Genomic DNA, 13,553 nt, shown 5'->3' with positions numbered 1-13,553 from the left:
GGCTACAGGTACTGACCGGTCCCGCCGCCGCGCTGGCCTGGGATGCTCACGCCGGGTGGCAGCGCGCCCTGGCGCATCTGCTCCAACTGCTGACGGGCCGCCATCTGCTGTGCGAACAGCGCGGTCTGGATGCCGTGGAACAGCCCTTCGAGCCAGCCGACCAGCTGGGCCTGTGCGATGCGCAGTTCGGCGTCGGAGGGGACACCGTCCTCGGTGAACGGCAATGTGAGCCGCTCGAGTTCGTCGCGAAGTTCTGGTGCCAGGCCGTCCTCGAGCTCGCGAATGCTGGTGCGGTGGATGTCGCGCAGCCGGTTGCGGCTGGCGTCGTCCAGCGGTGCTGCGCGCACTTCCTCCAGCAGCTGCTTGATCATCGTGCCGATCCGCATCACCTTCGCAGGCTGCTCGACCAGATCGGTCAACGACTTGCCGTCGGCATCCTCATCGGCCATCGCGCGGGGTTCGCCGCCGATGATTTCGATGTTGTCGTCGTCGGGGTTGGCCGTCATTTTTCCTCTCCGGTCTTCTGCTCTTTGCCGCGCCATTCGTAGATGCGGGCCTCGCCGTTGTCGTAGATCTTCTTCCACGACCGTGACCTATCTAGCGACACTAGTCCGTCGGGCATGACGAACCCGCGGACCACCGGTGTGCTGGTGACTACGTACCGGATGTTCAGCGCCTTGACCGCCTCGGCGACGCGCGGGTCGGTGTCGGCATCATCGGCGTACGCCCAGATGATGAACCGGTGATAGCCCGGGCCCTGCTGAACCGGATAGTCGTAGTGAGTCCACAGCGGATGCAGGTCAGCGACGGCGTACATCCACGCCGTGCCGTCGGTGTTCGCGTCGGCGATCAGGGTGTCGTGGGCCCCTGGCAAAGTGGCCAGATGCGCCCACGCCTGCAGATCCTTGGCGTCCACCATCACCCGGTCGTACTTTTCGCCGAACAGAAATTGGGCCCGCGGTAGATACGCGAGCCCGATGCCGATGCTGACGACCACACAGATGGCGGCCGTCGCCACGTTCCAGGCCCGTGGGCTCCCGCGGTCGATCACCCGGCGCGCTCCCGCGACAACCAACGAAGCCAGCGTGAACACGGCGATGCCGTCCGCCGCGTACAGCAGGATCGTGATCACCCCCGACAGCCGCCGCGGATCGCTGTAAAACAGGTCGGCGAATTTTCCGATGACGGGGCCGACGGGCCCAAGACCGAACGGCGCCGACGAGTGCACGATCGCCACGACCAACAGCCACCACACCGCCAGCGGCCACCACACCCGACGCGCGATCAACACGATCGCTCCGACGGCCGCCAGGATGATCAGCACCCACTGGATCGGGAAGTCATTGAGGTGACGGGTGTGCTGCACGACCGCGTCGAACAGCCCCTTCTTTTTGCCCTCGTGGGTGACGAACGCGTGCCCGACGATGATCTCCGCCTGCTGAAGCACGCCAAGGAATTGCGGCAGCAGCAGCCCAACTGTCGGGGCGGCGATCAGCACCAGGTTGACGAAGTCGGCCACGCGGCCGCGAACGGGATGCCACAGCGCGTCGAACAGCCACCAGGCGACCACGAACAGAACCGCCACCACGCCGCCGGTGATATGCACGGAGAACACACCGAGCAGCGCCAGCACCGCCAGCGGTATGCGGTCGCGGTGTCGCAGCGCCGATATCACCAACACCACCGTCGGGACGGCGATCCCGTAGGCGACCAGGTTGGCCATCGATGCCACGTCGAACTCGATGTAGGGCAATGCCGTGAACGACGCGGACAGTGCGGCCGCGGCGGCGGCGGCGCCCGCCGTGCGCCACTGGTCGGTGCGGGTGCGCAGCATCAGCCACGTCAGCGCCGCGGCGCTGGCCGGAAACAACCAGATCGAGGCGGCCAGTGAGCTCAGCGTGTAGGCGGTCGTCGGCGCGGCTCCACTGATCTGACTGAACACCGCCGCAAGGGCGTGAAATGTCGACGGGTAGTAGAGCGCTTCGTGGGTTTCGACGTTGCGCAGCTCGCCCATGTGGGTCGGCGAGGCCTGGCCGGTGTCGACGATGAAGCGAATCGTGTTGGCGTGCCACACCGAATCCCAGTTACTCGGAATCGACTGCCAGTTCGGCATCCCCCGAACCGCGGCCAACCCGATCAGCAGGGCGCCCACCAGCACACCTGCCGCCACCACTAGTGCGGGCCCGTAAGCGACCGCCCGAGCCTCCGCGTCGACGTCGCGAACGCGGCCGAGCAGCATCCGCAAACACCACGCAATTCCTGTGACGATCGCCAGAGCAAACAATGCCGTCCATGCGTTCCACGGGATACCAAGTGCGCCAAACGGAACGATGGCCAACCCCACTACGCCGTAGGTCAGTGCAGGACCGACCGTGACTGCGGTCGGCCAAGTTAGCCGGCCAACACGTGCGACTACTGCCCCGGGGATCACCAGCAACAACAGTGCAACTAGCACTCCGAACCCCAAGCTCACTGCACTAGTATGGCTGCCCAGGTGACTCGGTCCGGGCTCGGCATGGGCAGCGACAGGGCACGGCCGGGCATCCGCCAAAATTGTGTCGGGTTGTGGGATTCGCAGACGCTCTAAGGTGGGCTGGCATGGCATACGACGTCGCCCGGGTGCGCGGTCTGCACCCGTCATTGGGCGATGGTTGGGTGCATTTCGACGCCCAGAACGGCATGCTGCTGCCCGACACGGTCGGCCGTGCAGTGTCCACCGCATTCCGTGGTTCGATGCCGACGCCCGTGGGGCCGCATCCTGCCGCGCAACGCAGCGCAGCGGTGCTGGAGGCTGCGCGCCAGGCGGTGGCCGATCTGGTGGGCGCGGACCCGCGGGGCGTGGTTCTCGGCTCCGACCGCGCGGTGCTGCTGACATCGCTGGCCGATGCGTCGTCGTCTCGGGTCGGTCTTGGCTACGAGGTGGTGGTGACCCGCCTCGACGACGAGGCGAACATCGCACCGTGGTTGCGCGCGGCGAATCGCTATGGCGCCAAAGTGAAGTGGGCCGAAGTCGACATCGAAACCGGTGAACTGCCGACCTGGCAGTGGGAGGGTCTGATCTCGCGGTCGACCCGGCTGGTCGCGATTTCGTCCGCGTCCTCGACGCTGGGCACGGTGACAGATCTGCGGGCGGTGACGAAGTTGGTGCATGACGGCGGCGGGTTGGTCGTCGTCGATCACTCTGCGGCAGCGCCCTACCGGCTGATCGACATTGACGAGATCGACGCCGACGTGGTGGCGGTGAACGCAGTGGCATGGGGTGGCCCGCCGATCGGTGCGCTGGTGTTCCGCGAGCCCTCGCTCATCGACTCGTTCAGCTCGGTTTCGCTTAACCCGTATGCCACCGGTCCCGCGCGACTCGAGGTGGGCACGCACCAATTCGGCTTGCTCGCAGGCGTTGTCGCCAGCATCGAGTATCTGGCGGGTCTGGATGAGTCGGCGCGCGGCTCGCGGCGCGAACGACTTTCGCTCTCAATGCAATCCGCGTCGACGTACATGAACCGGGTGTTCGACTACCTGCTGGCCTCGCTTCGGTCCCTGTCCACGGTGATGGTGATCGGACGGCCCGAGACGCATATTCCGGTGCTGAGCTTCGCGGTGAATGAGGTGCCTGCAGAACGTGTGGTGCAACGGCTGGCCGACAACGGCATCCTTGCCGTCTCTAATGTCAGCTCGCGCGTGCTAGATGTCATCGGCGTCAACGACGTTGGCGGTGCCGTCACCGTCGGTTTGGCGCACTACACGACGACCGCGGAGGTCGATCAGTTGGTGCGCGCGCTCGCGTCGCTTGGCTGACATCGCCACCCTGGTTGCCGGGCGCTAATCACCAACGCGCAGAAGGATTTTCCCCGAAACCTCACCCGAGGCCAACAGCTCATGCGCAGCCTTGGCCTGATCGATCGGGAATTCGGCGCCGATGATCGGCCGCACCTGACCGTTGGCGATCATCGGCCAGACGTTGGCGCTCACCTGCTCGACGATCTCAGTCTTGCTGCCGGGCCCAGTAACCGGGCGAGACCGCAAGCCCGTGGCGATGACGCCGGCTCGCTTGCCGAGCAGCTTGCCGATGTTGAGTTCGGCCGTCACACCGCCCTGCATCCCGATGATCACCAACCGCCCACCCGTGGCCAGTGCATCGACATTGCGGTCGAGGTACTTGGCACCCATGATGTCGAGAATCACGTTCGCGCCGCCTTCGCCGCGGATCCGCTCGACAAAGTCTTCGTCGCGGTAGTTGATGGTGATTTCGGCGCCAAGCTCGGTGCACAGGTCGAGTTTGTTCTGCGCCCCCGCCGTCACGGCCACCCTGGCCCCGAGCGCGCGCGCCACCTGGATGCCATGTGTGCCGATGCCGCTGCTGCCGCCGTGGATCAGCAGCAGTTGACCGCCGGCCAAATCCGCCGTCATGATCAGGTTGGACCAGACGGTGCAGGCCACTTCGGGTAACGCGGCGGCGTGCTGTAGCGGCACACCTTCGGGCACCGGCATCACCTGGCCGGCCGGAGCGGCGACAAATTCCGCGTAGCCCCCGCCTGCCAGCAAAGCACAGACTTGTTGCCCGACGGCCCATTGGGTGACTTCGTCACCGACCGCTGCGACTGTCCCGGACACCTCGAGTCCGATGATCTGGCTGGCCCCGGGAGGCGGTGGATAGTTCCCGGCCGCCTGCAGTAGGTCAGCTCGGTTGACACCCGCAGCACTTACTTCGATGAGGATTTCGCCGACCTCAGGCGCGATGTCCGGGACTTCTTGCCAGGTGAGCTGATCGGCTGCTTCCGCCACGATCGCACGCATTGGGGTAACGCTACTATGCGCGGAATGCGGTATGCATTCCGTCCCGCAGCAATGCTTGCCTGTTTTACTATAGCGAAATGGAGGGGATGATCGCCGGGCGTACTGCTAGTGAGATGCCTGGGTTAGACATCGCTGAACAGAGGTCGTGGCAAAACTTCCTCGACTCAGCGTTGAGGATGTACGCGACCCTGAACCGGTCGCTGGTAGACGCGCACCATCTGACGCTCAATGACGTGCGCCTGCTTGACATGTTGGACAAGTCCGCGACTGGCTCGGCGCGCATGGGGGATCTCGCCGACGGCCTGATGTCATTGCCGAGCCGGGTAACCCGGCAGATTCGGCGCTTGGAACTGCAGGGCCTAGTACGCCGCGGTGCCAGCCCTGATGACGGCCGAGGCGTCCTCGCCACCATCACCGAGGACGGGCGCGCCGCGGTGACCGAGGCGATGCTCACCTACGGCCAGGGGGTGCGTGCACATTTCCTCGGCAGATTGTCTCGCCCGCAGATCGCTGCGATGGGCGAGAACTGCCGGCGGATCAATGTCGCACTGAAGGCAGGTGCGCCGCCGGCCAAACTCGGCCGCGTCTAGCCCATATCAAGGCTCGACCACCACCACCCCGTAATCTTGTCGGCGGTGGCGTGGCAGAGCGGCCTAATGCACTCGCCTTGAAAGCGAGAGACGGCTAAAACCGTCCGGGGGTTCAAATCCCTCCGCCACCGCCCTACCCGAATTGACGCTTGCGGAAATACAACGAGCAAAACGCCGGGCGCGGTGAATTCCGCGGACGGAAATTGTCGGTGCCGCTATCACGAATTTCGGCGGCGGGGCACCGCTGCAGTTCGTGCTGACGTATCGGCCCTCCGATACCGCGTAGTCACCGGACAGCCTGCGCGAGTGCCTCCACGCCGGCGACGATCTGCGACTCGGTGGGAGGTTTGCATAGCCCAGCGTCAAACCCGGCGGTGCGGAGCCGGATTCGGCATAGCAGGGCGCCAGCGGCTCGACCTTGACTCGCATTCGCGCCGCGCGGCAGGCTGCCAACGCGCCGACGGCAGCCGCGTCTCGGGCGCCAATCGTCCGGTGCGGATCGCGTCGCGCAGACCGTTGGTGAGCTGGCGATGCAGAGGTTCTGGCGCCGCACGGTCGAGTTCGACCAGCAGCTCCGGACCAGAATTGGTACCCGAAATCGCCATCAAAGTGGAGCCTATCGTGAGGCCATTGAGGAACTAGCGTGACGATATGACGACGACACCCATGCGTACGAGCACCCGCTATGTCGAGGTGATTCTGATCGTGTTCGGGGCGTACTCGGTGGCCCTCGGGCTCTTCATGTTCTTCGCGCCAGGGACGTTCTTCGAAACGCTCGGAAGCTTCGGCGTCCGCAACGACCACTACATCCTCGACAATGCTTCGTTCGAGTTTCCGCTTGGTCTGATGATGCTGGCCGCGTGGCGATGGCCGTCGTGGCGAGTGCCCGCGCTGGCGTTCGCCACTGTGCACTGGGGCCTGCACGCCGTCAGCCACATCATCGACCCGCATCACGCAGCAGGAGAGTCGGTCGGCTGGCTGGAGGCCGCAGGGCTGGTGGTGACCACCGTCTTCCTTGCAATTGCGTTGCGCGCCAGCATCGCCGGACAGAAGAGCCGATGAGGATATTGGTAGCAGGCGCCACCAGCGTGCCGGGACTTCCGCTCCTGCGCGAGCTGAATGCCCGCGGCCACGACGTCGTCGGGCTGACCCGGCAGTCGTCGAAGACACCGCAGATCGAACAGGCAGGCGCCAAACCGGTGGTCGCCGACGTCTTCGATGCCGACCAGATCAGCGCTACGGTCGCCGACATCCAGCCCGAGGTCGTGGTCAGCCTGTTGACCACGCTGCCGAAGCGGGGACCCATGCGGCTCAAGGACTTCGAGCCAGCGCGAGCACTGTGGGGGCGCGGGGCGCCGAACCTGGTGGCGGCAGCTCAACGTGCCGGCGTGCGTCGAATCGTCGCGGAGTCGGTGATCTTCGCCTATGGATACCCGTCGGATGGGCCGGCACGGATGGACGAGTCCGACCCGTATCCCGGACCGCCGCCGCCCGGCGGTGAAGCCATGCTCAAGGCGCTGCGTGACATGGAGCAGACGGTGCTCACGTCAGGCGAGCACACGGACACCGAGGGAATCGTGTTGCGCTACGGCGCTTTCTACGGCCCGGGTGTCCCGCACGACGAGCTGTTCACCCGGCTGGTGAAGTGGTGGGCACTGCCCGCCGTGACCGGCAACGGCATCGTCTCATGGATTCACATCGACGACGTCGCCAAGGCCACGGCCGACGCGGTTGACAAGGGTCGCGGCGGCCAGATCTACAACATCGTCGACGACCGACCGCAATCGTTCGGCGACTACATCCGCGAGCTCGCCGCGGCACTGCACCGGCCCAAGCCGTTGCCGATACCGCGGCGGCTGTTCGGGCTCGTTGCTCCTTACGGGGCAATCGCGTTCGGCGATACCTGGTTGCCGTTGTCCAACGCGAAGGCCAAGGCGGAACTGGGCTGGACGCCGATATCTCGCTGAACCCACGCGCGAACGTTCGGCCCAACTGCCACGCGTAACCCCCCGCCCGCGAAGCGATCCGAGACACCGCGGGCGTTCACGTTGGCGAACTGGCCGCTTCCTCGAAGTGTTTTCGCAAGTAGACGGGCGGATAACTATTCGCCGGTGAAGTTCGGCGGCCGCTTTTTGAACGTCGCGGTCAGCCCCTCGGTCAGATCCTTCGACGGCAGAAACGCGGCGTTCCACGCCGCCACATATCGCAGGCTCTCCGAAACGCGGGCGATGCGCTGCTGATCGAGTACGTCCTTGATGCCGTTGACGACCAGCGGCGGGTTGGCTGCGATTTCGGCGGCCGTCTCGCTCGCGGCGGCCAGCGACGCGTCGGCGTCGGCGTAGACGTCGTTGACGAGACCGATCTTCTCGGCACGCGCCGCGTCAATGTCCTTGCCCGTCAACGCCAATTCGCGCAGATGCCCGTCGTTCAGAATCAGCGGGAGTCGGGCGAGGCTTCCCATGTCGGCCACGATCGCCAACTTGACCTCGCGCACCGAGAACTTCGCATCCGCACTGGCGTAGCGGATGTCGACCGCGGAGATCAGGTCGACCCCGCCCCCGATGCACCAGCCGTGTACCGACGCGATGGTCGGGGTGCGGCAGTCGGCGACGGCGTTCATCGCCTTTTGCATCCGCAGAATCATGGCGTGAAAGTCGGCCCGCGGTTTGGCCGATGCGCCCCCGCCGAGCACCCCGGCCAACGAGCCGCCCATCGCGGGCAGGTCCAGGCCGTAGCTGAAGTTACTGCCCGAGCCCGTCAGCACGATCGCGCGAACGTCGGGGTCGGCATCGAGCTTGGCGAACACCTCGGGCATTTCCGCCCAGAACGCCGGGCCCATCGCATTGCCCTTGCCGGGACCGACCAGCGTCACCTGCGCGACGTGGTCCTCGATGTCGACGGTGACGGATTCATAAGCATCGCCCATGTGCCAGAAGGCTAGCCAGTCAGCGAGGCGGCCGCCCCATCAGCACCTCGCTGACGGTGGCCTGCGGCAGGAACTGGCAGGCAGCTTCGACGAGCATCTGGCCGACGGACTCGCCGTTGGGGCCCAGCGGGTTGTTCTCCTGTTTGAGGATTTCGCGGATCACGGCCAGCCGGGTGGCCTCGTCGAGTTTGTTGAACTCGCCGCAGCTCATGGTCAGTGCATTGGGCGGCGCGGGCACCACGGGAACATCGGTGTTCTTTGGGAAACCGGGGAACGGAATGTTTGGGATCGGGATGCCGGGCAGCCCGGGCATCGTCGTGCTCGGCGACCGGGTGGACGTGAGCGGCGGCCCCGGCTGGGTCGTCATCGCGACGGTGCCGGGTGTGGAGCGCTCGCAGCCGACGGTCAGGCCCGCGAGGATCAGAGCGGTTCCGGCGACCACCAAAACGTGCGTCCTCATCTCGTGAACGATAAGCGCTGCCGGGTCGTAGCGTGAGGGCATGCCCAACGACTTGCGTCCTGGACCTGATTCACCACCGACAGACGAACTGGAAAGCGCCGAAGCGACGCTGGCTGTGCTGGTGCACGTGTTGCACGGCATCGCCAAAGACGACGAGTCCAAACAGACGCCCTGCCGAAAGTTCGACGTCGCTGCACTGACCGATCACCTGATGAACTCGATCACCACGATCGGAGGGATGGCCGGTGCCCAGTTTCCCGAGCGCGACAAATCCGACTCGGTCGAGCGGCAGGTTGTACTGGCTGCAAGACCGGCGGTGGACGCCTGGCACAGACACGGCCTGGAGGGAAACGTACCGTTCCGGTCTGGGGAGGCGCCCGCCAAGATGATGGCAGGCATCCTGAGCCTCGAATTCCTGGTCCACGCTTGGGATTACGCGAAGGCGACCGGGCGGGAGGTGACGGCGCCCGATTCGCTGTCCGACTACGTGTTGGGTCTGGCCAAGACGATCATCACGCCAAGCGGCCGCACTGACGTCGGATTCGACGATCCGATCGATGTAGCCGCGGATGCGGGCGCCTTGGACCGGCTGATCGCGTACACGGGCCGGAAGCCGCGTTAGCGGTTCCAGCCAGTGGCGACTGCGAGGAACGCGTCGTTCTCGGGCGGCGCGGCGACCGTGACGCGCACGCCGTCCTCGCCGTAGGGGCGGACGATCACGCGGTTGTTCGCGGAGTCGTTGGCGAACTCCTGAGCGCGGCCGGGCAGTGGCAGCCAGAGGAAGTTGGCCTGCGACGGCGGCACGGTGTATCCGGCATCGCGCAAAGCGGCGGTGACACGGACGCGTTCGGCGATGACGGCATCAGTGCGGGCCAGTAGTTCGTCCGCCGCGTCGAGTGACGCGATGGCCGCGGCCTGCGAGATGCTGGTCGCGGTGAACGGCACGTAGACCTTGCTCAGGGCGGCGATGATGTCCGGATCGGCCACCGCGTAGCCGATCCGGAGCCCGGCCAACCCGTAGGCCTTCGAAAATGTCCGCAGCACAACGACATTGCTGTGCTTGCGGACTAGCCCAAAGCTGTCGGGCACCAGGCCGTCGCGGATGTATTCGACGTAGGCCTCATCGAGGGCGATCACGATGTGCGGTGGCACGGCCTCAACGAACCGGGCCAGCGCGTCGGGGTCGACGACCGTGCTGGTCGGGTTGTTCGGATTGCACACGAAGATCAGCCGGGTGCGATCGGTGATCGCGGCAAGCATCGCGTCGAGGTCGAAGGTGTAATCGGTCAGCGGCACCTGCACGGGCGTCGCGCCCGCAGTGCGGACCTGCAGCGGGTAGATCTCGAAGCTGCGCCAGCCGAACAGCACCTCGTCGCCGACGGTCGAGGTGATCTGGATCAGCTGCTGGCACAGGCTGACCGACCCGCAACCCACCGAGAAATATTCAGGAGCGAACGCCCCTCCGTCTATATGCTTGGCCAGCCGTTCCTTCAGCTCCACGTACCCGTTATCCGGGTACCGGTTGATGGTGTCGGCGGCCTTCACGATGGCGGCCCGCACGCTCGGCAGGGGCCCGTACACGGTCTCGTTGCTGGCGATCTTGATCGCGCCCGGCACGGTCTTGCCAGGGGTGTAGGCGGGCAGATCGGCCAGTTCGGGTCGTAGGCGGGCGGTCACCTGACCAGTTTATGGGTCGCTCACCTGCGCTTTGCCTTCGCCTGTTACCCCTGTGTACGCTGTCGGATCGGCGGTAATCGTCGGGAGGCGTGCCAGAGCGGCCGAATGGGGCTCACTGCTAATGAGTTGTCGCCCTCAAAGGCGACCGGAGGTTCAAATCCTCTCGCCTCCGCTGCGGCTGACTCGTCGGCCACAACTGAATAAGACAGGCGCCCGTAGCTCAACGGATAGAGCATCTGACTACGGATCAGAAGGTTGGGGGTTCGAATCCCTTCGGGCGCGCTCACCCGCTTTGCGATTCTCCGTCGATTCGTCGGCCGAGTTCGGCACGCGATCGGATGCCGAGCTTGCGGTAGATCCGGGACATATTGGCCTCCACCGTTTTCACGCTGACGAACAATTCGGCGGCAATGTCGCGGTTCGTGATGCCCGTCGCCGCCAACTCAGCGACCCGTCGCTCCGTCGGCGTGAGCTCCGGTCCCTTGCCGGGGCTGACGTTGGTGCGTTCCAGCTCGGCGCGTGCGCGCGCCACCCACAGCGGGTTGCCCAACCGTTCGAATGTCTCCAGCGCTTCGGTCAGGGTGGCTGCGGCGGTCTGCTTCTTTCGTTGTCGACGCTGCAGCTGGCCCAGCAGCAGCTGGGTTCGAGCGCGTTCGAGGGGGATCGGCAATCGCTCGTGCTCGGCCATCGCCTGCTCGGCCATGCTGACTGCCGCTGTGACATCGCCCCGCGCCGCCAGCAGCATGCTGCGACACCGCGCACCCACCGCCAGCATCCATGCCCGGTCGAACCGGCGGCCGTTGGTTTCCAGCGCTTCGATGAACGGGATCGCGTCGTCGAGCCTGCCCGTCGTCACCAACGCCTCGATTGCGTCGGGCAGGTAGGCAGACGTATTGACCTCGGTGCCGGGAATGGCATCGAAATTCGCCAGCAGCGGTTGCGAAACCTCAAGCGCCTGTTCGTAATTGCCCAGGGACACCTCCAGTGCCGTCAACATCGCGGCAACGAAGCCGATCATCGGGGATTGGCTTCGCAGTCCCGCTTCCAACGCCGAGTACAAGTCAGCCCTGGCCTCGGCCTCGCGACCGGTGGCCACCGCGATGGCGCCGCGGATAGCGAGACCGGTGCTTCGTCTGAAGCTCTCCCCGCCGACCCGCTCCGTGCGCTCTAGGGTGTCCGCTGCGTCGCGTTCCGCATCTCGGTAGTTCCCACGCAAGAGATTCAGCAGCGTGGAATTCAATGACACGAAAAGCATCTCGGTGTCAGCGCCGCGTTCGAGATGTCGACTGCGAACGGCCTCCATCTGCGCCGCCGCTTCCTCGAGTCGACCCGTCCAGGTCAGCACGACGGCGTTCACTGCACTCGCACGGCATGAAATCGCGACCTCGGTGTTGAAGTCCTCCAGTTCGAGTGCGCGCTGCATGCTTGGCTCGTCAAATCCAAGGCCGGCCATGAAACTCACGAACACCCAATTGGCTAGGGCCGAACTGACCAGCACGGGAATCTTGGTCTGCTCCGCCTCGGCGCGCGCTTGCCGCGCGTTTTTAAGCGCTTCGTCAAGCCGCGCCATCCGGGCCTGGGCGAATGACAGCATCAGCCGGACCTGCGCGAGCATGACGAGGTTGTCCCTGGAGTCCTCGATTGCCAGCTTCAAGTCCTTGACCGCCGGCCGGTAGCGATCGGAGTTGAGATAGATGGTCGAGCGCACCAAGCGTGCCTCTGCGCGTTCGGGTCCTGCCGGCATCTGCTCGATCAACGGGTCGAGCACCGCTTCAGCATGTTTGGTGTCGCCGCCCCTGACGTTGTGCTCGGCCACCCGCAGGCGCCGTGCCGGCGTATCACCGCCCAGCATGATGGCAAGTTCGAGAAGCTCCGCTGCTGCCGACGGCGCGCCCCGGTGTCGGGCAGCCTTGGCGGCGATGTCGAGGGCCTCGAGAGTGCGAGGGTCGTGGCTGGACGTGGCCAAGGCCAGATGTCGCGCGTGAAGTTCCGGATGGGTCACCACGTCGGCCAGTGCGCGATGAACGCGGCGGCGACGAGCCGGTGCGGCGTCGGTGTAAACGCCTCGCGCCAACAGCGGGTGGGTGAACCGGACGCGGTTGCCTTCGACCACCACGATGCCGTGGTCTTCGGGTTCTTCAAGCAGTTCCACCACTCGCTCGGTGGTCGTCTCCGTCGCTCGGGCAAGGACATCCACCGTCGGATCCGACACGCTCGCCGCGACAAGCAGCGCGTTGCGGGTTTCGTCGGTAAGGCGCCCGATACGCCCCTGCACCAAATCGGCCAGTGTCCGGGGCAGAGCTTTGGCGTCAGTGTGACGGCCGCCCATCTCGCGCGCTAATTCCAGGGCGTAGAAAGGATTTCCACCGGACACCTCGGCGATGCGCACCATGGTGGGACGCGGGAAGGTCTGGCCGAGGCGTTCGGAAATCAATGCTTGCATCGCGCTCAGACTCAGTGGACCGAGCTGGATGCGAGCCAGTCGGCTGGGATCGCCCAGCTGCAGCCACGACGCGCTGGTACCGGCGTCTGATTGCGTCCGTTCCGTTACCAGCACGCCGACTCGTCCGCGAAACCGCTTCGCCGCGTACGAGAACACCGCTCGGCTCGACGAGTCCAGCCACTGCACATCGTCAACGGCAACCAGCACGGGCCTGTCTCTCGCGAGCAGGTCCACGACCTCCACGAGGGCCGCCGCAGTGACGCGATGATTGGTTTCCGGACCCGCACCGCCTGCCCGTAACAACACCCGGTCGAGCGCGAGGCGTTGAAGGTCGGGCAGGGCGTCGAACACCGCTGTGTCGACGTCACCTACGAGGTCAGCCACCGCCGCGTACGCCATCACCGACTCCGCTTGGCCGACACGCGCCGACAGCACCTGGAATCCTTGCTCGCGCGCTTGCGCTAATCCGTCGAGCCACAGCGTCGTCTTACCGATGCCGGCTTCCCCGGCGATGATCTGACCCGACGGCTGCACAGCGGCTGAACCGAGGAAATCCGACACCGCCCGGGACTCCGCCGGACGCCTCACCACGGCGACCCCATGGGGCTAATCATCGCAGCCAGCAAACTCAAATTGGCCCAGATAAGCAGAAGTGCCGAATTT

Annotated in this window: 13 protein-coding genes and 3 tRNA genes; 8 read left to right on the top strand and 8 right to left on the bottom strand. The window is 65.5% G+C overall.

Translation table 11 applies throughout. The annotated features are described in order from the left end of the window. Positions 1-2: 2 nt before the first annotated feature. Both MYCSM_RS29775 and MYCSM_RS29770 read right to left on the bottom strand, forming a co-directional pair. Positions 3-506: a bacterial proteasome activator family protein gene (locus MYCSM_RS29775; protein WP_015309897.1), complete on the bottom strand. Its 504-nt coding sequence runs from the start codon at positions 504-506 to the stop codon at positions 3-5. Then, complete coding sequence (locus MYCSM_RS29770; RefSeq protein WP_015309896.1) at positions 503-2,473, bottom strand: DUF6541 family protein; 1,971 nt, start codon at positions 2,471-2,473, stop codon at positions 503-505. The genes MYCSM_RS29775 and MYCSM_RS29770 overlap by 4 nt, the downstream gene beginning before the upstream one ends. 125 nt (positions 2,474-2,598) lie before the next feature. Here MYCSM_RS29770 and MYCSM_RS29765 point away from each other — a divergent pair, with 125 nt between their 5' ends. Then, a complete protein-coding gene (locus MYCSM_RS29765; RefSeq protein ID WP_015309895.1) occupies positions 2,599-3,795 on the top strand; it encodes a cysteine desulfurase-like protein in 1,197 nt (398 codons plus the stop codon). A gap of 24 nt (positions 3,796-3,819) precedes the next feature. On the opposite strand, the gene MYCSM_RS29760 is transcribed toward MYCSM_RS29765, so the two are convergent. Further along, the gene (locus tag MYCSM_RS29760; RefSeq protein WP_015309894.1) at positions 3,820-4,794 is read right to left on the bottom strand and encodes an NAD(P)H-quinone oxidoreductase; all 975 of its coding nucleotides are present in this window, start codon (positions 4,792-4,794) and stop codon (positions 3,820-3,822) included. 77 nt (positions 4,795-4,871) lie between these two features. On the opposite strand from MYCSM_RS29760, the gene MYCSM_RS29755 reads away from it, so the two are divergent. After that, positions 4,872-5,384: a MarR family winged helix-turn-helix transcriptional regulator gene (locus tag MYCSM_RS29755; RefSeq protein WP_015309893.1), complete on the top strand. Its 513-nt coding sequence runs from the start codon at positions 4,872-4,874 to the stop codon at positions 5,382-5,384. Between the two features lie 44 nt (positions 5,385-5,428). Then, a tRNA-Ser gene (locus tag MYCSM_RS29750) sits at positions 5,429-5,515 on the top strand. A gap of 231 nt (positions 5,516-5,746) precedes the next feature. Here MYCSM_RS29750 and MYCSM_RS38535 read toward each other — a convergent pair. Continuing rightward, entirely contained in the window at positions 5,747-5,989 is a 243-nt protein-coding gene (locus MYCSM_RS38535) for a hypothetical protein (protein ID WP_041312844.1), read from the bottom strand. A gap of 46 nt (positions 5,990-6,035) precedes the next feature. Here MYCSM_RS38535 and MYCSM_RS29740 point away from each other — a divergent pair, with 46 nt between their 5' ends. After that, positions 6,036-6,446, top strand: a complete 411-nt coding sequence (locus MYCSM_RS29740; protein WP_015309892.1) for a hypothetical protein — start codon at positions 6,036-6,038, stop codon at positions 6,444-6,446. Further along, entirely contained in the window at positions 6,443-7,351 is a 909-nt protein-coding gene (locus MYCSM_RS29735; RefSeq protein WP_015309891.1) for an NAD-dependent epimerase/dehydratase family protein, read from the top strand. Before MYCSM_RS29740 ends, MYCSM_RS29735 begins: the two co-directional genes overlap by 4 nt. A gap of 134 nt (positions 7,352-7,485) precedes the next feature. Here MYCSM_RS29735 and MYCSM_RS29730 read toward each other — a convergent pair whose 3' ends face one another. Both MYCSM_RS29730 and MYCSM_RS29725 read right to left on the bottom strand, forming a co-directional pair. Then, positions 7,486-8,310, bottom strand: a complete 825-nt coding sequence (locus tag MYCSM_RS29730; RefSeq protein WP_015309890.1) for a crotonase/enoyl-CoA hydratase family protein — start codon at positions 8,308-8,310, stop codon at positions 7,486-7,488. Positions 8,311-8,329: 19 nt separating this feature from the next. Beyond that, entirely contained in the window at positions 8,330-8,770 is a 441-nt protein-coding gene (locus MYCSM_RS29725) for a hypothetical protein (protein WP_015309889.1), read from the bottom strand. Positions 8,771-8,810: 40 nt separating this feature from the next. Between MYCSM_RS29725 and MYCSM_RS29720 the strand changes: the two genes are divergently transcribed. After that, a complete protein-coding gene (locus MYCSM_RS29720) occupies positions 8,811-9,392 on the top strand; it encodes a TIGR03086 family metal-binding protein (protein WP_015309888.1) in 582 nt (193 codons plus the stop codon). Here the strand turns inward: MYCSM_RS29720 and MYCSM_RS29715 are convergent. After that, positions 9,389-10,447 carry a pyridoxal phosphate-dependent aminotransferase gene (locus MYCSM_RS29715; protein ID WP_015309887.1) on the bottom strand — a complete coding sequence of 353 codons (1,059 nt, stop codon included), beginning with the start codon at positions 10,445-10,447 and terminating at the stop codon, positions 9,389-9,391. The genes MYCSM_RS29720 and MYCSM_RS29715 overlap by 4 nt on opposite strands. A gap of 83 nt (positions 10,448-10,530) precedes the next feature. Between MYCSM_RS29715 and MYCSM_RS29710 the strand changes: the two genes are divergently transcribed. Both MYCSM_RS29710 and MYCSM_RS29705 read left to right on the top strand, forming a co-directional pair. Then, a tRNA-Ser gene (locus tag MYCSM_RS29710) sits at positions 10,531-10,619 on the top strand. 37 nt (positions 10,620-10,656) lie between these two features. Continuing rightward, positions 10,657-10,729, top strand: a tRNA-Arg gene (locus MYCSM_RS29705). A 1-nt stretch (position 10,730) separates the two neighbouring features. Here MYCSM_RS29705 and MYCSM_RS29700 read toward each other — a convergent pair. Then, positions 10,731-13,481, bottom strand: a complete 2,751-nt coding sequence (locus MYCSM_RS29700; RefSeq protein ID WP_083906364.1) for a helix-turn-helix transcriptional regulator — start codon at positions 13,479-13,481, stop codon at positions 10,731-10,733. Positions 13,482-13,553 lie beyond the last annotated feature (72 nt).

The sequence above is a fragment of the Mycobacterium sp. JS623 genome, from assembly GCF_000328565.1.
Taxonomy (GTDB): Bacteria; Actinomycetota; Actinomycetes; order Mycobacteriales; family Mycobacteriaceae; genus Mycobacterium.
The sequence above is the reverse complement of the archived record's forward strand: the minus strand, read 5'-3'. Positions and strand labels throughout refer to the sequence as shown.

Coding starts and splice junctions, on each gene's coding strand:
- MYCSM_RS29765 (WP_015309895.1), top strand. CDS start 2,599: ATGGCATACGACGTCGCCCGGGTGCGCGGTCTGCACCCGTCATTGGGC.
- MYCSM_RS29725 (WP_015309889.1), bottom strand. CDS start 8,770: ATGAGGACGCACGTTTTGGTGGTCGCCGGAACCGCTCTGATCCTCGCG.
- MYCSM_RS29735 (WP_015309891.1), top strand. CDS start 6,443: ATGAGGATATTGGTAGCAGGCGCCACCAGCGTGCCGGGACTTCCGCTC.
- MYCSM_RS29775 (WP_015309897.1), bottom strand. CDS start 506: ATGACGGCCAACCCCGACGACGACAACATCGAAATCATCGGCGGCGAA.
- MYCSM_RS29730 (WP_015309890.1), bottom strand. CDS start 8,310: ATGGGCGATGCTTATGAATCCGTCACCGTCGACATCGAGGACCACGTC.
- MYCSM_RS29755 (WP_015309893.1), top strand. CDS start 4,872: ATGGAGGGGATGATCGCCGGGCGTACTGCTAGTGAGATGCCTGGGTTA.
- MYCSM_RS29760 (WP_015309894.1), bottom strand. CDS start 4,794: ATGCGTGCGATCGTGGCGGAAGCAGCCGATCAGCTCACCTGGCAAGAA.
- MYCSM_RS29720 (WP_015309888.1), top strand. CDS start 8,811: ATGCCCAACGACTTGCGTCCTGGACCTGATTCACCACCGACAGACGAA.
- MYCSM_RS29740 (WP_015309892.1), top strand. CDS start 6,036: ATGACGACGACACCCATGCGTACGAGCACCCGCTATGTCGAGGTGATT.
- MYCSM_RS38535 (WP_041312844.1), bottom strand. CDS start 5,989: ATGGCGATTTCGGGTACCAATTCTGGTCCGGAGCTGCTGGTCGAACTC.